This is a genomic window from Citrobacter sp. Cpo147, from assembly GCF_030332405.1.
GTDB lineage: Bacteria > Pseudomonadota > Gammaproteobacteria > Enterobacterales > Enterobacteriaceae > Citrobacter > Citrobacter portucalensis.
This window is the reverse complement of the sequence record NZ_JAOWHX010000041.1, coordinates 38288-57181: the sequence shown is the minus strand read 5'-3', so window position 1 is coordinate 57181 and position 18894 is coordinate 38288. Positions and strand designations below refer to the sequence as shown.

General features: G+C 53.2%; 17 protein-coding genes. 11 read left to right on the top strand and 6 right to left on the bottom strand.

What is annotated here, in order from left to right:
- Positions 1–127: 127 nt before the first annotated feature.
- The 5 genes from OGY06_RS21040 (at position 128) to fhuB (ending at position 7324) form a co-directional block, all read left to right on the top strand.
- Positions 128–1129 carry a fimbrial protein gene (locus tag OGY06_RS21040; RefSeq protein ID WP_164563113.1) on the top strand — a complete coding sequence of 334 codons (1002 nt, stop codon included), beginning with the start codon at positions 128–130 and terminating at the stop codon, positions 1127–1129.
- 222 nt (positions 1130–1351) lie between these two features.
- Positions 1352–3610: a ferrichrome porin FhuA gene (gene fhuA, locus OGY06_RS21035; protein ID WP_197385275.1), complete on the top strand. Its 2259-nt coding sequence runs from the start codon at positions 1352–1354 to the stop codon at positions 3608–3610.
- 47 nt (positions 3611–3657) lie between these two features.
- Positions 3658–4455 (top strand): Fe3+-hydroxamate ABC transporter ATP-binding protein FhuC, encoded by a 798-nt coding sequence (gene fhuC / locus OGY06_RS21030; RefSeq protein WP_003829206.1) that lies wholly within the window; start codon positions 3658–3660, stop codon positions 4453–4455.
- Complete coding sequence (fhuD, locus tag OGY06_RS21025; protein ID WP_063941132.1) at positions 4455–5345, top strand: Fe(3+)-hydroxamate ABC transporter substrate-binding protein FhuD; 891 nt, start codon at positions 4455–4457, stop codon at positions 5343–5345. The genes fhuC and fhuD overlap by 1 nt, the downstream gene beginning before the upstream one ends.
- On the top strand, positions 5342–7324 hold the full coding sequence (fhuB, locus tag OGY06_RS21020) for a Fe(3+)-hydroxamate ABC transporter permease FhuB (protein ID WP_063941133.1): 1983 nt from the start codon (positions 5342–5344) through the stop codon (positions 7322–7324). Before fhuD ends, fhuB begins: the two co-directional genes overlap by 4 nt.
- Before the next feature lie 113 nt (positions 7325–7437).
- Here fhuB and hemL read toward each other — a convergent pair whose 3' ends face one another.
- Positions 7438–8718 (bottom strand): glutamate-1-semialdehyde 2,1-aminomutase, encoded by a 1281-nt coding sequence (gene hemL, locus OGY06_RS21015; protein WP_003829203.1) that lies wholly within the window; start codon positions 8716–8718, stop codon positions 7438–7440.
- Between the two features lie 168 nt (positions 8719–8886).
- Between hemL and clcA the strand changes: the two genes are divergently transcribed.
- From clcA to erpA, 3 genes are read left to right on the top strand one after another with little or no spacing between them, the layout of a single operon-like run.
- Positions 8887–10308, top strand: a complete 1422-nt coding sequence (gene clcA, locus OGY06_RS21010; RefSeq protein WP_003829202.1) for a H(+)/Cl(-) exchange transporter ClcA — start codon at positions 8887–8889, stop codon at positions 10306–10308.
- 23 nt (positions 10309–10331) lie between these two features.
- On the top strand, positions 10332–10397 hold the full coding sequence (gene yadW, locus OGY06_RS21005; RefSeq protein ID WP_122973801.1) for a small protein YadW: 66 nt from the start codon (positions 10332–10334) through the stop codon (positions 10395–10397).
- A complete protein-coding gene (erpA, locus tag OGY06_RS21000) occupies positions 10390–10734 on the top strand; it encodes an iron-sulfur cluster insertion protein ErpA (RefSeq protein ID WP_003829201.1) in 345 nt (114 codons plus the stop codon). The genes yadW and erpA overlap by 8 nt, the downstream gene beginning before the upstream one ends.
- A gap of 119 nt (positions 10735–10853) precedes the next feature.
- Here the strand turns inward: erpA and OGY06_RS20995 are convergent, their stop codons facing one another.
- The 3 genes from OGY06_RS20995 to mtnN are packed head-to-tail and all read right to left on the bottom strand — an operon-like array spanning position 10854 to position 13005.
- The gene (locus OGY06_RS20995; RefSeq protein WP_003829199.1) at positions 10854–11477 is read right to left on the bottom strand and encodes a TRIC cation channel family protein; all 624 of its coding nucleotides are present in this window, start codon (positions 11475–11477) and stop codon (positions 10854–10856) included.
- Positions 11478–11513: 36 nt separating this feature from the next.
- Complete coding sequence (btuF, locus tag OGY06_RS20990; RefSeq protein WP_003829197.1) at positions 11514–12314, bottom strand: vitamin B12 ABC transporter substrate-binding protein BtuF; 801 nt, start codon at positions 12312–12314, stop codon at positions 11514–11516.
- The gene (gene mtnN, locus OGY06_RS20985; protein ID WP_003829195.1) at positions 12307–13005 is read right to left on the bottom strand and encodes a 5'-methylthioadenosine/S-adenosylhomocysteine nucleosidase; all 699 of its coding nucleotides are present in this window, start codon (positions 13003–13005) and stop codon (positions 12307–12309) included. Before mtnN ends, btuF begins: the two co-directional genes overlap by 8 nt.
- A gap of 83 nt (positions 13006–13088) precedes the next feature.
- Here mtnN and dgt point away from each other — a divergent pair, with 83 nt between their 5' ends.
- The 3 genes from dgt (at position 13089) to cdaR (ending at position 17475) form a co-directional block, all read left to right on the top strand.
- Positions 13089–14606 (top strand): dGTPase, encoded by a 1518-nt coding sequence (gene dgt, locus OGY06_RS20980; protein ID WP_126956855.1) that lies wholly within the window; start codon positions 13089–13091, stop codon positions 14604–14606.
- Positions 14607–14735: 129 nt separating this feature from the next.
- On the top strand, positions 14736–16169 hold the full coding sequence (degP, locus tag OGY06_RS20975) for a serine endoprotease DegP (protein WP_003829191.1): 1434 nt from the start codon (positions 14736–14738) through the stop codon (positions 16167–16169).
- A 148-nt stretch (positions 16170–16317) separates the two neighbouring features.
- Positions 16318–17475: a DNA-binding transcriptional regulator CdaR gene (gene cdaR, locus OGY06_RS20970; RefSeq protein WP_003829189.1), complete on the top strand. Its 1158-nt coding sequence runs from the start codon at positions 16318–16320 to the stop codon at positions 17473–17475.
- A gap of 93 nt (positions 17476–17568) precedes the next feature.
- Here cdaR and OGY06_RS20965 read toward each other — a convergent pair whose 3' ends face one another.
- Entirely contained in the window at positions 17569–17955 is a 387-nt protein-coding gene (locus OGY06_RS20965; RefSeq protein WP_003018562.1) for a DUF3461 family protein, read from the bottom strand.
- A 109-nt stretch (positions 17956–18064) separates the two neighbouring features.
- Positions 18065–18889: a 2,3,4,5-tetrahydropyridine-2,6-dicarboxylate N-succinyltransferase gene (gene dapD, locus OGY06_RS20960; RefSeq protein WP_003829186.1), complete on the bottom strand. Its 825-nt coding sequence runs from the start codon at positions 18887–18889 to the stop codon at positions 18065–18067.
- Positions 18890–18894: the final 5 nt, after the last annotated feature.

Below are 18894 nucleotides of genomic sequence, written 5' to 3'. Positions count from 1 at the left end.
GAGGAGATATGCAAAAGCGGACAAGCAGCAGGTGCTGGATAGTGGTATGCGATGGCTATGTTTGCCGTACTACCACTGGTAGTGGCAACGGTGGATGTTGTTGTTTAGCTAACAGGGAAATGACCAGATGCAAAAAGGAATAAAGCCTGTTGTCAGGCTCTTCATCACGCTGATGTTAGCTATTATTAGCGTCTGTTTTCAGCAGGCCAGGGCTGAATGCTCGTTTACCAATCCGGATGCGAATCCAACGATTATGTTTACCATGCCCGCGCAGATTGTGATTGAGTCTGATGCAGCTGTAGGAACTGTAGTCTATTCCGGAGAAACAGTTGGAGAATCACACGGCTTAAGCTGTGACGGCAATGAGCGGGTGTATGACGGCTATTTGGTATTGACTGATGCTGATTATTCAGGAGTATTGCCGGGAGTTTATAAAACAACAGTACCTGGTATTGGTTTTCGCGCTGCTCGCGCAGAGAATAAGACAGCGACATTCACTGGCGATAATCTCATTACTCCCCGGCACTATATTGGTAGATTAGGGAGTTGGGCTTCTTTTGACTCAACCTATCATGTGGGGGTTGAGTTGGTCGTTATTGACACCGTTCAGTCTGGTACGCTGGATACCAGCTTATTTAATGCCGATTATCAAATGGGGAACCTGATAGCGGCAAAACTGCGTTTTGGCCCAACGGTGGTCGATGTGCTGACCAATACTTGTAATTTGGTCAGTAAAGATATTGCCGTTCTGATGGACTCGGTAACCTCAGGCAGTTTATCTCAGGGATATTCTTCCGTACTCACCGATGACAGCTTTAAAATTGAAGTCGCCGATTGTACTACCGGAACGCACATTGATTATAAGTTTACCAGCGCCGGTTCAACCGGTGTTACCGACGGCAATATTCTGAACATTGCCAGTGGGGAAGGGGCTGCCAGCGGTGTGGGGATCCAGATCCTCGACAAAGACAATCATGTGCTGAGTTTTGATCAGGAATATACGGGGATCGAAAGCGCAAACGGGCGGGGAACAGAGGAGATCCCCCTGAAAGCGCGATACGCTAAAACCGGAACGGTGAAGGGAGGTCAGGTCGATGCAGTGGCCACCTTTGAAGTGTATTACCGTTAATTTGCAGGCGTATATACGCAGCAGTACGACAGGGCTCTTTCCGAGCCCTAACATTCCAGCCTAATTTATTAACCCTTTCTTTTCATCTGGTTATTTCTTAACCCCTCAGTTTTAGTAGGGACGCGTATTGCTTGCTATCTCGCCAGAGTTTCGAATATTATGCTGCCGTTATAATAATAATTCTCGTTTACGTTATCATTCACTTTCATCAGAGAAATACCAATGGCGCGTCTTAAAACTGCTCAGCCAAGTTCATCGCTGCGTAAAATCGCAGTAGTGGTAGCCACAGCGGTTAGCGGCATGTCTGTCTATGCACAGGCGGCGGTTGACCCGAAAGAAGAAACCATCACCGTAACTGCTGCACCTGCTCCGCAGGAAAGCGCATGGGGGCCAGCGGCAACCATCGCTGCACGACAGTCTGCTACGGCGACCAAAACAGATACTCCTATTCAGAAAGTTCCGCAGTCTATTTCAGTGGTCACCGCCGAAGAGATGGCGTTGCATCAGCCGAAATCGGTTAAAGAAGCACTCAGCTACACCCCGGGCGTTGCCGTGGGCACGCGTGGTGCTTCTAATACCTATGACTACCTGATTATTCGCGGATTTGCCGCCGACGGCCAAAGTCAGAATAACTATCTGAATGGCCTGAAGATGCAGGGCAACTTCTACAACGATGCGGTTATCGACCCCTATATGCTGGAACGCGCTGAAGTGATGCGTGGTCCGGTTTCCGTTCTGTACGGAAAGAGCAACCCGGGTGGGTTATTGAACATGGTCAGCAAGCGCCCGACAACGGAGCCGCTGAAAGAAGTTCAGTTCAAAATGGGCACAGACAGTCTGTTCCAGACCGGTTTTGACTTCAGCGATGCGCTGGATGACGATGGTGTGTACTCATACCGTCTGACCGGCCTGGCGCGTTCCGCGAATGCGCAGCAGCAGGGCGCAGAAGAACAACGTTATGCCATCGCGCCATCTTTCACATGGCGTCCGAATGATAAGACGAATTTCACCTTCCTCTCCTACTTCCAGAACGAGCCGGAAACCGGTTATTACGGCTGGTTGCCGAAAGAGGGGACCGTGTCTAAACTGCCAAATGGTTCACGTCTGCCGACCGATTTCAACGAAGGTGCGGACAACAATACCTACTCTCGTAACGAGAAGATGGTGGGCTACAGCTTCGACCACGAATTTAACGACACCTTTACCGTACGTCAGAACCTGCGCTACGCGCAAAACAAAGTGTCGCAGAAAAGCGTGTACGGCTACGGCATGTGCTCTGATCCGCTGTATACAAAAAACCAGGCAGCACTCAACGCTAGTCCATGTAAAAACATCCCTCAGTCAGATTGGGATCACACGCTGACTCGTCAGTACGTTGACGATAATGAAAAATTGCAGAATTTCTCTGTTGATACCCAGTTGCAGAGCAAATTCGCCACCGGTTCCCTGGATCATACATTGCTGACCGGCGTTGACTATATGCGTATGCGTAATGATATCAACTCCTGGTTCGGTTGGGCTGGTTCGGTAGCGCCGTCTGATATCTATAACCTTGACCGTAGCGACTTTGATTTTGGGGCGCATAATGGACCAGGCGCACCTTATCGCGTTCTGAATAAACAGGAACAAACGGGCCTGTACGCTCAGGATCAGATGCAGTGGGATAAGGTGCTGTTCACTCTGGGCGGTCGTTACGACTGGGCTAAGCAGGACTCATTGAACCGCGTTTCTGGCGTGCTGGATTCCCGTGATGACAGAGAGTTTACCTGGCGTGGCGGTGTTAACTACCTGTTCGACAACGGTGTGACCCCGTATTTCAGCTACAGCGAATCGTTTGAACCTAATTCTCAGGTCGGGGAAAGCGGTAATATCTTTGCTCCATCTAAAGGTAAGCAGTACGAAGCGGGCGTGAAGTACGTACCGAGCGATCGTCCGATCGTGTTGACCGGTGCCGTTTACCAGTTGACCAAAACCAACAACCTGATGGCCGATCCGAACGGATCGTCCTGGTCAGTTGACGGCGGTGAAATTCGTTCACGTGGTGTGGAAATCGAAGCGAAAGCAGCGCTGTCTGCCAGCGTTAACGTGGTGGGTTCTTATACCTACACTGACGCAGAATACACCACCGACACCACCTACAAAGGCAACACGCCTGCTCAGGTGCCAAAACATATGGCATCACTGTGGGGAGATTATACCCTTTATGACGGTGCGCTTTCCGGGCTGACGTTGGGTACGGGTGTTCGTTATACTAGTTCCAGTTATGGCGATCCGGCAAACTCCTTCAAAGTGGGAAGCTACACGCTGGTAGATGCGTTAGTGCGTTACGATTTGGCGCGTGTTGGTATGGCTGGCTCCAACGTGGCGCTGCACGTGAACAACCTGTTTGATCGTGAATACGTCGCCAGCTGTTTCAATACGTATGGCTGCTTCTGGGGCGCAGAACGTCAGGTCGTTGCGACTGCAACCTTCCGTTTCTAATTTCTCTTTGGGCACGCTTTGCGTGCCCGTTTTACAAGTTGGCTGCTATGCAGGAAAACAGATCCCATCCCGACACCACTTTTGCGTTGCGTAATGTCTCCTTTCGTGTGCCTGGCCGCACGCTATTGCATCCTCTCTCATTAACTTTTCCTGTGGGAAAAGTGACTGGTCTTATCGGCCACAACGGTTCCGGTAAATCGACGTTATTGAAAATGCTGGGACGTCATCAGCCGCCGTCAGAAGGTGAAATCCTGCTCGATGAACAGCCGCTGGAGAGCTGGAGCAGCAAAGCGTTTGCCCGCAAGGTCGCCTATCTGCCGCAGCAGTTACCGCAGGCGGAAGGGATGACAGTGCGTGAACTGGTGGCGATTGGTCGTTATCCATGGCACGGGGCGCTGGGGCGTTTTGGCGTTGCCGACAGAGAGAAAGTAGAAGAAGCGATTTCGCTGGTCGGTTTAAAACCGCTGGCGCACCGTCTGGTCGATAGCCTGTCGGGCGGAGAACGCCAACGTGCGTGGATTGCCATGCTGGTAGCGCAGGACAGCCGCTGCCTGCTACTTGATGAACCGACTTCCGCGCTGGATATCGCCCATCAGGTTGACGTGCTGGCGCTGGTGCACCGCTTAAGCCAGCAGCGCGGGCTGACGGTGGTTGCGGTGCTGCATGATATCAATATGGCGGCCCGCTACTGCGATTACCTCGTTGCGCTGCGCGGCGGTGAGATGATTTCTCAAGGAACGCCAGCTGAACTGATGCGCAGTGAAACTCTGGAACAAATTTACGGTATCCCGATGGGCATTTTGCCGCATCCGGCCGGTGCCGCACCCGTGAGTTTTGTCTATTAATGATCGGATTACATCATATTACCCGTCGGCGATTGCTTACGGCGATGGCGCTGTCGCCTCTGCTGTGGCGGATGAATACGGCACACGCCGCGGCGGTTGATCCACAGCGCATTGTAGCGCTGGAATGGCTGCCGGTAGAGCTGCTGCTGGCGCTGGGGATTACGCCGTACGGCATCGCAGATATCCCTAACTACAAGCTGTGGGTCAGTGAACCTCCTCTGCCTGATTCGGTGATTGACGTCGGACTACGTACGGAGCCCAATCTCGAACTGCTGACCGAAATGAAGCCCTCATTTCTGCTCTGGTCGGCAGGCTATGGTCCTTCCCCTGAAAAGCTGGCGCGGATTGCACCTGGCCGGGGATTTAACTTCAGCGATGGCAAAAAGCCGCTGGCCGTTGCGCGACAATCGCTGCAGGAAATGGCGCAATTGTTCAATCTGCAAGCCTCTGCTGAACGCCATTTGACTGAGTACGATCGTTTTATCGCCAGCCTGAAACCGCGCTTCATTCAACGTGGCGCGCGCCCCGTATTGCTTACGTCCTTGCTTGATTCGCGACATATGCTGGTGTTTGGCTCAAACAGCCTGTTCCAGGACGTACTGGACGAATATGGGATCCCAAATGCCTGGCAGGGAGAAACAAACTTCTGGGGTAGCACTGCCGTGAGTATTGACCGTCTGGCTGCTTATAAGGATGTCGATGTGCTGTGCTTTGATCACGGCAACGATAAAGAGATGGCTGCGCTGATGTCTACGCCATTATGGCAGGCGATGCCGTTTGTCCGTAGCGGACGTTTTCAACGTGTGCCTGCCGTTTGGTTTTATGGCGCAACGCTATCGGCCATGCATTTTGCCCGTATTCTGGATAATGCGTTGGGAGGCAAAGCGTGAGTAAACGTATTGCGTTGTTCCCAACTTTCCTGCTGGCTGTTCTGTTTGTTGCTGCCTGCTGGCTGACATGGGTTAACTTCTCCGTTGCGCTACCGCGCAGTCAGTGGCAACAGGCTATCTGGTCACCGGATATCGACATCATTGAGCAGATGGTTTTTCACTATAGCCTGCTGCCGAGGCTGGCGATTTCTCTGCTGGTCGGTGCCGGGCTGGGGCTGGTCGGCGTATTGTTTCAGCAGGTGTTGCGTAACCCTCTGGCGGAGCCAACCACACTGGGCGTTGCGACCGGGGCGCAGTTGGGCATTACGGTTACCACGCTGTGGGCTATTCCAGGTGCGCTGACCACGCAATTTGCGGCGCTGGCGGGAGCATGTGTCGTTGGGGCGCTGGTGTTTGGCGTTGCCTGGGGCAAGCGCCTTTCTCCGGTGACGTTAATCCTTGCCGGGCTGGTGGTCAGCCTGTACTGCGGGGCGATTAACCAGTTGATGGTTATCTTCCATCACGATCAACTGCAAAGCATGTTTTTATGGAGCAGCGGCACGCTAACGCAAACCGACTGGAGCGGCGTACAACGTCTGTGGCCGCAGCTGCTGGGCGGCGTGATGCTGACTCTGTTGTTATTACGCCCAATGACGCTGATGGGACTGGATGACGGCGTGGCGCGTAACCTCGGTCTGGCATTGTCGCTGGCGCGTCTGGCGGCGTTATCGCTGGCCATTGTTATCAGCGCCTTACTGGTTAACGCGGTTGGGATTATCGGCTTTATTGGCCTGTTTGCACCGCTGCTGGCGAAAATGCTCGGTGCGCGTCGTTTGCTGGCTCGTCTGGTGCTGGCCCCGCTGATTGGTGCGTTGATCCTCTGGCTCTCCGACCAAATCATTCTGTGGTTGACCCGCGTATGGATGGAAGTCTCCACCGGTTCAGTGACGGCGCTGATTGGCGCACCGTTGCTGCTGTGGTTGTTGCCGCGCTTAAGGAGTATGAGCGCCCCGGATATGAACGCCAGTAATCGCATCGCCGCTGAACGTCAGAATGTGCTGATGTTTGCGCTGGCAGGTGGCGTAATTTTACTGCTAACCCTTGTGGTGGCGCTGTCGTTTGGCCGCGACGCACATGGCTGGACTTGGGCCAGCGGTGCGATGCTGGATGAGCTGATGCCCTGGCGCTGGCCTCGCATTCTGGCGGCCCTGATTGCCGGGGTGATGCTGGCGGTAGCGGGCTGTATTATTCAGCGTCTGACTGGCAATCCGATGGCCAGTCCGGAAGTGCTGGGCATTAGCTCCGGTGCGGCATTTGGCGTGGTGCTCATGCTGTTTTTGGTCCCTGGAAATGCTTTTGGCTGGCTGCTGCCTGCCGGAAGCCTCGGGGCCGCGGCTACTCTGCTTATCATTATGATTGCCGCCGGGCGCGGTGGTTTTTCACCGCACCGTATGCTGCTGGCCGGCATGGCGCTCAGTACGGCGTTTACTATGCTGCTGATGATGCTGCAGGCCAGCGGCGACCCGCGCATGGCGGGCGTGCTGACCTGGATCTCCGGTTCAACCTATAACGCGAGCGGAGAGCAGGTACTGCGTACCGGGATTGTGATGGTGATTCTGCTGGCGCTGACGCCGCTGTGCCGCCGTTGGCTGACAATTTTACCGCTCGGCGGCGATACGGCTCGGGCGGTGGGTATGGCAATCACGCCGTCGCGCGTGGGGTTACTGCTGCTGGCGGCAGGGTTGACGGCGACAGCCACCATGACCATTGGACCGTTGAGCTTTGTCGGGCTGATGGCGCCGCATATTGCCCGTATGATGGGTTTTCGGCGAGCGATGCCGCATATGCTGATTTCGGCGCTGGCGGGTGGCGTGTTGCTGGTCTTTGCTGACTGGTGCGGCAGGATGGTGCTGTTTCCGTATCAGATCCCGGCGGGATTATTGTCGACGTTTATTGGTGCGCCGTACTTTATCTATCTGCTGAGAAAGCAGAGCCGCTGAGGCTGACCCCTTTCATGTAGGCCGGATAAGACGCTTTGCGTCGACATCCGGCAATAAAAAAGCCGGGTGGCGGCTTCGCCTTACCCGGCCTACATTTCTGCACGTTCTCTTTTTTACAACTTCGCAAACACCCGGCGCGCGGCGTCGATGGTGTTATTGATATCGTCTTCACTGTGCGCCACGGACATAAAGCCCGCTTCGAAAGCAGACGGCGCCAGATAAATTCCTTCATCCAGCATCATGTGGAAGAAGCGCTTGAAGCGTTCGACGTCGCATGCCATCACATCCTGATAGCAGGTTACGGTTTCTGCATCGGTGAAGAAAATCCCGAACATCCCGCCCACATGGTTAACCACCAGCGGAATATTCGCTTCTTCGGCAGCTTCCAACAGACCTTCCGCCAGACGCGTCGTCAGTTCGTTCAGCGTTTCATGAATACCCGGTTGGGCGACTTCGGTCAGACAGGCATAACCTGCCGCCATCGCGATCGGGTTACCGGAAAGCGTCCCCGCCTGGTAAACCGGACCGGTCGGCGCCAGCGCATCCATCACATCGCGGCGGCCACCGAATGCGCCAACGGGCATCCCACCACCGATGATTTTACCGAGGCAGGTCAGATCCGGCACGACGCCGTAATAATCCTGCGCTCCGGCCAACGCCACGCGGAAACCGGTCATTACTTCATCAATGATCAACAGCGCGCCAAACTCATCGCACAGGGCACGCAGGCCCGGCAGGAATTCCGGCAGCGGCGGGATGCAGTTCATGTTGCCGGCGACCGGCTCAACGATGATGCAGGCGATCTCCTGCGGATACTGTTCAAATGCGGCACGTACCGAAGAGAGAGCGTTGTAGGTGCAGGTCAGGGTGTGTTTCGCGAAATCGGCCGGAACGCCCGGAGAGTTCGGCTGACCCAGCGTTAACGCGCCGGAACCGGCTTTAACCAGCAGGCAATCGGCGTGGCCGTGGTAGCAGCCTTCAAATTTGATGATTTTATCGCGACCGGTGAAACCGCGCGCCAGACGGATGGCGCTCATCGTCGCTTCCGTACCGGAGTTCACCATACGCACCATGTCCATGGTCGGCACGAGCTCAGTGACCAGCTCCGCCATTTTGACTTCCATTTCGGTCGGTGCGCCGAAGCTTAAACCGCGCTCCGCTGCTTCAATCACCGCATTACGGATTGCCGGGTGATTATGGCCCAGCACCATCGGTCCCCAGGAACCGACGTAGTCAACATAGGCTTTACCATCGACATCGTACAGATACGCGCCGTCCGCTTTTTCGATAAACAGCGGAGTACCACCCACGCCAGTAAAGGCGCGAACGGGGGAGTTAACGCCGCCTGGGATAAGTTCGCGTGCTGCGTTGTAGAGATTTTCAGACTTACTCATGGATGGGGTCCTGGTTCGTAGAAAAAGTAAATGCCCGCTATTCTAGTTATTCAGAGAAGGTTATGAAAGTTTTACGCATTTGAAACAATACGATTTGCAGGGGATTTTCGTGAAATGTGCGAGTAGAATGCCGATTCCGTATTTGTATTACCAATTAATGATCATCTGATGAAGACAGACACTCCCTCTTTTGAAGCACAACAAATTGTGCGTTTACGCCGCAGGGATCAAATTCGTCGTCTCCTGGAACGAGACAAAACGCCGTTGGCGATCCTGTTGATGGCTGCCGTAGTGGGTACAGTGACAGGGCTTGTTGGCGTGGCATTTGAGAAAGCGGTGACCTGGGTGCAGAATCAGCGCATTGGCACGCTGGCTCAGGTTGCGGACCATGACATTCTGCTGTGGCCGCTGGCGTTTATTCTTTCCGCGTTGCTGGCGATGGTCGGCTATTTCCTGGTGCGTAAGTTTGCGCCGGAAGCCGGTGGTTCGGGGATCCCAGAGATTGAAGGCGCGCTGGAAGAGCTGCGACCGGTGCGCTGGTGGCGCGTTCTGCCGGTGAAATTTATTGGCGGCATGGGCACGCTGGGAGCCGGCATGGTGCTTGGGCGAGAAGGACCGACCGTGCAGATTGGTGGTAACCTCGGGCGCATGGTGCTGGATATTTTCCGTATGCGTAGCGCAGAAGCGCGACATACCTTATTGGCTACCGGTGCGGCAGCGGGTCTTTCGGCGGCGTTTAACGCTCCGCTGGCGGGGATCCTGTTCATTATTGAAGAGATGCGCCCGCAGTTTCGCTATAACCTCGTGTCGATCAAAGCCGTGTTTACCGGCGTTATAATGTCGAGCATTGTGTTTCGTATTTTCAACGGCGAAGCCCCGATTATTGAAGTCGGAAAGTTGTCTAATGCGCCAGTAAATACACTGTGGCTGTATCTGGTGCTCGGACTTATTTTTGGCTGTGTCGGGCCGTTGTTCAACACTATGGTGTTGCGTACCCAGGATATGTTCCAGCGCTTTCACGGCGGTGAAATTAAAAAATGGGTGCTGATGGGCGGCGTGATCGGTGGCCTGTGCGGGATCCTCGGATTAATTCAACCTGAAGCGGCAGGCGGTGGCTTTAATCTGATCCCGATTGCCGCAGCAGGCAATTTTAGCGTCGGTCTACTGCTGTTTATATTTATCACCCGGGTGATCACCACGCTGCTGTGCTTCTCATCCGGCGCGCCCGGTGGGATCTTTGCCCCGATGCTGGCGTTGGGCACGTTGCTTGGTACGGCGTTCGGTATGGCTGCGGCAGCCTCTTTTCCGCAGTATCACCTGGAGGCCGGAACCTTTGCCATTGCCGGAATGGGGGCTTTGTTGGCTGCTTCGGTGCGTGCGCCGCTAACGGGTATTGTGCTGGTGCTGGAGATGACTGATAACTATCAGCTCATTTTGCCAATGATTATTACCTGTCTTGGCGCAACACTATTAGCCCAATTTATGGGCGGAAAGCCGCTATACTCGACTATCCTGGCTCGTACGCTGGCAAAACAGGAAGCGGAGCAGGCGGCGAAAAGCCAGGGGACTGCCGCTGGCGAGAATACTTGAACGAAATACCAGGGTATTAGATAATGGCCCAAAATATTGGGTTGAAATTTACCCAATTGCCGATGTCGTTTGGAGCAAAATATGAGTGATGACGTAGCGCTGCCACTGCAATTTACTGAAGCAGCAGCCAATAAAGTAAAAAGCTTGATCGCTGACGAAGAAAACCCGAATCTGAAATTACGCGTGTATATCACTGGCGGTGGTTGCAGCGGTTTCCAGTACGGTTTCACCTTTGATGACCAGGTGAATGAAGGTGATATGACCATTGAAAAACAAGGTGTTGGTCTGGTCGTTGATCCGATGAGTCTGCAATATCTGGTGGGCGGTGCGGTTGACTATACCGAAGGTCTGGAAGGTTCCCGCTTCGTTGTGACTAACCCGAATGCGAAAAGCACCTGCGGGTGTGGTTCTTCTTTCAGCATCTGATTGCTGTCTGTAATACCGATGGTCTGATGGTGTAGGCCCGGTAAGCGTAGCGCCACCGGGCAATGTGCCGGATGGCGGCGTAAACGCCTTATCCGGCCTACATGTTCTGTATCGTCACATCAACGCCCGTTATCATCCAGCGCAAACGTCGGCAATTTCAGATGCCAGCGAATGGCGGCAAGCCGAATCAGCAGGGTGACAATCATCCCCATCATACTGGCGTTTTCCAGTGAAACATCAAAGGTATAAAACGCCGTTGCATGCACGATCCCGCCGATAATACAGGCTGTGGCGTAGATCTCGGTGCGCAAAATCATCGGGACTTCACGAGCTAACACATCGCGAATGATCCCACCACCAACGCCGGTAATCACCCCCATACAAATCGCCACCAGCGGCCCTGTTCCTGCGAGAAATGCCTTGTTGACGCCAATACCCACGAACACCGCCAGGCCAACGGCATCCAGCACCGGAAGGATCCATTTCGGTATGCGTCTTGGTTGACGTACCAACAGGATCGTCAGCATGCTGGTGATCATCGCCACCACCAGATCGGTCGGATCCTTAACCCAAAAAACCGGTCCATTATCCAGCGCCATATCGCGGATCGTACCACCACCAACGGCGGTAACCACGCCGAGTACCAGGACGCCAAACGGATCCATACGTAATTTTCCGGCCAGTAATACGCCAGAGATTGCAAATACCGCGGTGCCGACAATATCAAGCCAATAGACGAGCATTTTTAAATCCTCACAACAGACCTGGTGGGGCAGGCGCTAATTTATCTGTGAAAGCGCATTACAGAGTTGTTTTGCGGCGAGGATAATACGCGGGCTCGCGCGTTCGAACCAGTCACTATTAAGTGTAATAATGGGTATTTTTAGCTGGTTTCCCCAGTATTGCTCAATTTTCAGAGTTTCACCCGGACCGCCTGTGGCAACAATAGCCTGGGGGGCTCGTGCCAGGACCTGCTCACGGCTAACCTGCGGCCAGGGAACCCGACTACCGGCAAAGATGTTTTCTCCGCCGCATACCTCAAGAACTTCGTGCTGAATAGAACCTTTTCCACTGGTAAACAGAGGATTGGCACCAAACTGGAGAAACACGCGTTTTTTCGGTTTGTTGGCATACTGAGATTTAAGTAAAGCATAGTCATCAAGCATGGTTTGCGCCGCCTGTTTAGCTTGTTCAGGCTTGGGGCTCCATGCCGCTAATTGGCGTAGCGCATCGGCAACCTGCTCAATAGTAACGGCGTCCACCCAGATGACCTTAATACCCAGAGAGGTCAGTTGATTCACCTGCCGCTCAGCATTTCCCCCGCGCCAGGCGACAACCAAATCAGGTTTCAGCGCCACAATACGTTCAAGATTCATCCCTTGCCAGGTTGAGACTTCCTCAATATTTTTGGCTTCTGGCGGGTAGTTTGAATAGCTGCTGACGCCAACGGGGGTAATGCCAGCGGCAAAAGCGAGTTCAGTATTGGCAGGAGAAAGCGTCACAACACGCGGCGCGGCGTAAAGGAACGCCGGGAGAGTGAAAAGCAGGGCGACCAGCGCCCTGGAGAGTAATTTAGCCATGCGCCAGTTTCTGTACCAGCGTTTCAACCATCAGACTTGACTGCTTCGCGGCAACCACCAGGAATTCGTCAAAGCTGAGATGGGACTGCTGATCGGCAACGTCAGAGATAGCGCGAACCACGACAAATGGCACGTTAAAGTTGTGGCAAACGTGCGCAATTGCGGTCGCTTCCATCTCAACGGCAATCGCCTGCGGGAAGTTATGCTTAATTTTAGCTAGTCCCACGGAACCATTAATGAAGGCATCGCCACTGACGATAAGTCCGCGAACGGCGTTCAGATTGAGTTCGGCGATGCAAGACTCTGCGGCAGCAATCAACGCAGGATCGGCTTTAAAACCAGCCGGGCAGCCCGGTAGCTGACCAAATTCATAGCCAAAGGCAGTGACGTCGGCGTCGTGATAGCGCGCTTCGTCAGAAACTACGATATCCCCGACTTTCAGCGTAGAGGCCAGGCCACCCGCAGAACCGGTATTAATGATGGCGTCCGGCTTGCAGCGTTCAAGCAACAGCGTAGCGCCCAGTGCCGCAGCCACTTTACCGATACCCGATTTCAGCAGCGCAACCTCTGTACCGTTCAGTTGGCCGGTGTAAATTTCACAACCGCCGAGCGCGATGGTCTGACGGTTTTCGATTTTGTCACGCAGCAGCGTAACTTCTTCTTCCATTGCACCAATGATGCCGATTTTCATAGATTTACTCGCGATAAGCCAGATTTGAGGGCATAGTCTATCATGCGCTTAAGGGGTAGCGCATTTCTCAGGCGGGAGAGGACATGGCACAGATCGATTTCCGAAAAAAAATAAACTGGCATCGTCGTTACCGTTCGCCGCAGGGCGTGAAGACTGAGCATGAGATCCTGCGTATTTTCGAAAGCGATCGCGGACGTATTATCAATTCACCGGCCATTCGCCGACTGCAACAAAAAACGCAGGTCTTTCCGCTGGAGCGTAATGCGGCAGTACGCACGCGCTTGACGCACTCGATGGAAGTTCAGCAGGTTGGGCGCTATATCGCGAAAGAGATCCTCAGCCGACTGAAAGAACTAAAGCTGCTGGAGCAGTATGGCCTGGATGAACTGACAGGGCCATTTGAGAGTATTGTCGAAATGTCCTGCCTGATGCATGACATTGGTAATCCGCCGTTTGGCCATTTTGGGGAGGCGGCAATTAATGACTGGTTTCGCCAGCGACTGTATCCCGCAGACGCAGAAAGCCAGCCCCTAAGTGATGACCGTTGCCAGGTGACGGCATTACGATTGCGTGAAGGCGAGGAGTCGCTGAATGATATTCGCCGCAAGGTGCGCCAGGACCTGTGCCATTTTGAAGGCAATGCACAGGGTATTCGCCTTGTGCATACGTTGATGCGTATGAACCTTACCTGGGCGCAGGTCGGCGGTATTTTAAAATATACCCGTCCGGCGTGGTGGCGCGGCAGTGCACCCGAGACGCACAACTATTTAATGAAGAAACCGGGTTATTACCTTTCTGAAGAACCGTATATTGAGCGGTTGCGTAAAGAATTATCATTAGCGCCTTACAGTCGCTTTCCATTAACCTGGATTATGGAAGCTGCCGATGATATCTCTTATTGCGTGGCGGATCTGGAAGATGCCGTTGAGAAAAGAATCTTTAGCGTCGAGCAACTTTATCACCACCTGCATGAGGCGTGGGGGCAGCATGAAAAAGGTTCTCTGTTTAGCCAGGTTGTTGAGAACGCCTGGGAGAAGTCACGTTCAAATACATTAAGCCGGAGTACCGAAGATCAGTTCTTTATGTATTTACGCGTCAATACGCTGAATAAACTGGTGCCATATGCGGCCCAGCGGTTTATTGATAATTTGCCGCAGATTTATGAAGGCAGCTTTAATCATGCGCTGCTAGAAGATGCCAGTAGCTTCAGCCAGTTACTGGGTGTTTATAAAAATGTGGCGGTAAAACATGTGTTTAGCCATCCGGATGTTGAACAACTGGAACTACAGGGCTATCGGGTGATCAGCGGGTTGCTGGAGATCTATCAGCCGTTATTAAAAATGTCTCAGTCAGATTTTTCTGAACTGGTCGACAATGAAAGAGTAAAACGTTTTCCTATCGAGTCCCGTTTATTTCAGAAATTGTCTACCCGCCATCGTCTTGCGTATGTTGAGGCAGTTAGTAAAATATCGACGGGGTGCGCCGAGTATTCGGTTCTGGAATATTATTATCGCTGCCGACTGATCCAGGATTATATCAGCGGAATGACAGATTTGTATGCCTGGGATGAATATCGTCGCTTGATGGCCGTAGAACAATAAATACTCATTTGTAAAGACGGACAATAAAATTTTACTTTTTCCTTAAACTTAATTCTGGAACTTAGCGCTATAAAACGACTCTGACGTATACAGCAATTTTGCGTTACCTGTTAATCGAGAACGAAACACATGAAAAAAACCACATTAGCAATGAGTGCACTGGCTCTGAGTTTAGGTTTGGCGTTGTCCCCCCTGTCTGCTACAGCGGCTGAGACGTCGTCTTCAGCAATGACCGCCCAACAGATGCCAAGCCTGGCCCCGATGCTCGAAAAAGTGATGCCATCGGTGGTAAGTATTAACGTCGAGGGGAGCACGACGGTAAATACGCCGCGCATGCCGCGTAATTTCCAGCAGTTCTTCGGTGATAATTCACCGTTCTGCCAGGACGGTTCTCCGTTCCAGAGTTCGCCGTTCTGCCAGGGCGGCGCACCGGGCGCTGACAATGGCGGCGGCCAGCAGCAGAAATTTATGGCACTCGGTTCCGGCGTAATTATTGATGCCGCGAAAGGGTATGTCGTGACCAATAACCACGTGGTAGATAATGCCACGGTGATTAAAGTTCAGTTAAGCGATGGTCGTAAATTTGACGCGAAGATCGTGGGTAAAGATCCGCGCTCCGATATCGCGCTGATCCAAATTCAGGATCCGAAAAACCTGACGGCGATTAAGCTGGCAGATTCCGATGCGCTGCGCGTGGGTGATTACACCGTGGCAATTGGTAACCCGTTTGGCCTCGGTGAAACGGTGACTTCCGGTATTGTTTCTGCGCTGGGACGTAGTGGCCTGAATGCGGAGAACTATGAAAACTTTATTCAGACGGATGCTGCGATCAACCGGGGTAACTCCGGTGGTGCGCTGGTCAACCTGAACGGTGAGCTGATCGGTATTAACACCGCGATCCTCGCGCCGGACGGCGGTAACATCGGTATCGGTTTTGCGATCCCAAGCAACATGGTGAAAAACCTGACCTCGCAGATGGTTGAGTTTGGCCAGGTTAAACGCGGTGAGCTGGGCATTATGGGTACCGAGCTGAGCTCTGAGCTGGCGAAAGCGATGAAAGTTGACGCCCAGCGTGGCGCATTCGTCAGCCAGGTGATGCCGAACTCTTCCGCAGCGAAAGCGGGGATTAAAGCTGGGGATGTGATTACCTCCCTGAATGGCAAACCGATCAGCAGCTTCGCCGCCCTGCGTGCGCAGGTCGGTACGATGCCGGTTGGCAGCAAAATCACCCTGGGTCTGCTGCGTGACGGTAAGCCGGTCACCGTGAACCTGGAATTGCAGCAGAGCAGCCAGACTCAGGTTGACTCCAGCTCTATCTTTAAAGGCATCGAAGGTGCCGATATGAGCAACAAAGGCCAGGACAAAGGTGTCGTGGTAAGCGACGTGAAACCGAATTCTCCGGCCGCACAGATTGGCCTGAAGAAAGGGGATGTGATTATCGGCGCGAACCAGCAACCGGTGAAAAACATCGCTGAACTGCGCAAAATCCTCGACAGCAAACCGGCTGTGCTGGCGCTGAACATTCAGCGCGGTGACAGCTCCATCTATCTGTTGATGCAGTAATCTCCCTGAACCCCTTCCTGCACAGGAAGGGGTTTCTTTTTGTGATACTTCCCACAACTCCATACTTCTCCCTTTCGCTTTGTGCATTTGCACAATGTCGCCGCTTATTATCTTCCCTATGCTTGAGCTCTGCTCACAGGAGGGGTTTATGGCTGGTTGGCATCTTGATACCAAAATGGCGCAGGATATCGTGGCGCGTACCATGCGCATCATTGATACCAATATCAACGTAATGGATGCCCGTGGGCGGATAATCGGCAGCGGCGATCGCGAACGTATTGGTGAATTGCACGAAGGCGCACTGCTGGTGCTTTCGCAAGGGCGGGTGGTCGATATCGACGATGCGGTTGCACGTCACTTGCACGGTGTACGACAGGGGATAAACCTGCCGCTGCGTCTGGAAGGCGAAATCGTTGGCGTTATCGGCCTTACCGGCGAGCCGGAACATCTGCGCAAATACGGCGAGTTAGTGTGTATGACCGCCGAGATGATGCTGGAACAGTCGCGCTTGATGCATCTGTTAGCGCAGGATAGCCGTCTGCGTGAAGAGCTGGTGATGAACCTGATTCAGGCGGAAGAGAATACGCCAGCGCTGATGGAATGGGCTCAGCGTTTAGGCATTGATTTGAACCAGCCGCGCGTGGTGGCGGTATTGGAGGTCGATAGTGGCCAGCTTGGCGTCGACAGTGCAATGGCGGAGCTACAGCAATTGCAGAATGCGTTGACTACGCCCGAACGTAATAATCTGATTGCGATTGTTTCTCTGACTGAGATGGTGGTGCTGAAACCGGCGCTCAATCAGTTTGGCCGCTGGGACGCTGAAGATCATCGTAAGCGCGTTGAGCAGCTTATTGCCCGTATGAAAGAAAACGGACAGCTGCGGTTTCGCGTATCGCTGGGCAACTATTTTACCGGGCCCGGTAGCATTGCCCGTTCGTATCGTACGGCGCGCACTACCATGATGGTCGGTAAACAGCGGATGCCGGAAAGCCGTAGCTATTTCTATCAGGACTTGATGCTGCCAGTGCTGTTGGACAGCCTGCGCGGTGGCTGGCAGGCCAATGAGCTGGCGCGTCCTTTGGTGAGGCTGAAGGCGATGGATAACAACGGGTTGCTGCGTCGGACATTGGCGGCATGGTTTCGTCATAACGTCCAGCCACTGGCGACATCAAAGGCACTGTTTATTCATCGCAATACGCTGGAATATCGCCTGAATCGTATTTCAGAACTGACCGGGCTGGATCTGGGGAACTTTGACGACCGACTGCTGCTGTATGTGGCGTTACAACTGGATGAACAGCATTGATTAATTGCCTGATGGCGCTAGCTTATCAGGCCTACGAGGATATACCTGTAGGCCGGATAAGGCGTAAGACGCCGCCATCCGGCAACAAACGGCTTATTTACGCGTCAGTTTTTCGAGATCGGCTTCAATTTCGCTGATCTTGTTGGTCACAACGCTTTCAAGATGACGTAAATCATCAAGGATCTTGCGTTTAAGATCGACTTCGCTGCGATCGCGCTGGCAGATCTGATCCAGTTCGTCGATCACATAGCGCAGGTTGGGACTGATCTCCTGCACTTCTTTGTAACCCTGGCCGACGCCATCGGCAACCACCGTTTTGCGCTGACGGGGATATTTGAACTTCACGCTCTTGGCAAAAAACTCGCCTTTATCCTTCTGGAAATAGATTTTCAGGATATCGTTGTTGGCTTCTTGCCGCAGGCTGTAACGATCGATCTCTTCAGGATTAGTAATGCCCAGACTTTTCAGATTGTCATACATAGCGGTACCCTTAAGCTCACTATAACCATTGAATAATTAACGAAAAGCCTTGTTTATGCCACTCGCAGATGTAAAAAAAGCGGGCTAAGCCCGCTTTTTCAAATCGCTGTTAGTCGATGGTGCGTAACAGCTCGTTGATTCCCACTTTGCCACGCGTTTTGGCATCGACTTTCTTCACAATCACCGCGCAGTACAGGCTGTATTTGCCATCTTTCGACGGCAGGTTGCCGGAGACGACCACGGAGCCTGCCGGAACGCGACCATAATGCACTTCGCCAGTTTCACGATCGTAAATACGGGTGCTCTGACCGATGTACACGCCCATAGAAATAACAGAGCCTTCTTCGACGATTACGCCTTCAACCACTTCAGAACGTGCGCCGATGAAGCAGTTGTCTTCGATGATGGTCGGGTTAGCCTGTAACGGCTCCAGTACGCCGCCGATGCCAACGCCGCCGGACAGGTGTACGTTTTTACCGATTTGCGCGCAGGAACCGACTGTCGCCCAGGTATCAACCATCGTACCTTCATCAACATAAGCGCCGATGTTTACGTAAGATGGCATCAGCACGGTGTTACGGGCGATAAACGCACCCTGACGCACGGCCGCAGGCGGAACCACACGGAAACCTTCCTTCTGGAAGCGCGCTTCGTCATAGTTGGCGAATTTCATCGGTACTTTATCGAAGTAACGGCTTTCCGCACCTTCGATGACCTGATTATCGTTAATACGGAAAGAGAGCAGGACCGCCTTTTTCAGCCACTGATGCGTGACCCACTGACCCTCAATCTTCTCTGCGACGCGCAGTGCACCGGAATCCAGTAAAGAAATAACCTGATTCACCGCTTCGCGGGTTACGGTATCTACATTTGCCGGAGTAATGTCGGCACGGCGCTCGAAAGCGGACTCAATAACGTTCTGTAACTGCTGCATTGTTA

Coding starts and splice junctions, on each gene's coding strand:
- btuF (WP_003829197.1), bottom strand. CDS start 12,314: ATGGCTAAATTACTCTCCAGGGCGCTGGTCGCCCTGCTTTTCACTCTC.
- fhuD (WP_063941132.1), top strand. CDS start 4,455: ATGATCGGATTACATCATATTACCCGTCGGCGATTGCTTACGGCGATG.
- dapD (WP_003829186.1), bottom strand. CDS start 18,889: ATGCAGCAGTTACAGAACGTTATTGAGTCCGCTTTCGAGCGCCGTGCC.
- mtnN (WP_003829195.1), bottom strand. CDS start 13,005: ATGAAAATCGGCATCATTGGTGCAATGGAAGAAGAAGTTACGCTGCTG.
- clcA (WP_003829202.1), top strand. CDS start 8,887: ATGAAGACAGACACTCCCTCTTTTGAAGCACAACAAATTGTGCGTTTA.
- cdaR (WP_003829189.1), top strand. CDS start 16,318: ATGGCTGGTTGGCATCTTGATACCAAAATGGCGCAGGATATCGTGGCG.
- fhuA (WP_197385275.1), top strand. CDS start 1,352: ATGGCGCGTCTTAAAACTGCTCAGCCAAGTTCATCGCTGCGTAAAATC.
- dgt (WP_126956855.1), top strand. CDS start 13,089: ATGGCACAGATCGATTTCCGAAAAAAAATAAACTGGCATCGTCGTTAC.
- degP (WP_003829191.1), top strand. CDS start 14,736: ATGAAAAAAACCACATTAGCAATGAGTGCACTGGCTCTGAGTTTAGGT.
- OGY06_RS20995 (WP_003829199.1), bottom strand. CDS start 11,477: ATGCTCGTCTATTGGCTTGATATTGTCGGCACCGCGGTATTTGCAATC.
- hemL (WP_003829203.1), bottom strand. CDS start 8,718: ATGAGTAAGTCTGAAAATCTCTACAACGCAGCACGCGAACTTATCCCA.
- OGY06_RS21040 (WP_164563113.1), top strand. CDS start 128: ATGCAAAAAGGAATAAAGCCTGTTGTCAGGCTCTTCATCACGCTGATG.
- erpA (WP_003829201.1), top strand. CDS start 10,390: ATGAGTGATGACGTAGCGCTGCCACTGCAATTTACTGAAGCAGCAGCC.
- OGY06_RS20965 (WP_003018562.1), bottom strand. CDS start 17,955: ATGTATGACAATCTGAAAAGTCTGGGCATTACTAATCCTGAAGAGATC.
- fhuC (WP_003829206.1), top strand. CDS start 3,658: ATGCAGGAAAACAGATCCCATCCCGACACCACTTTTGCGTTGCGTAAT.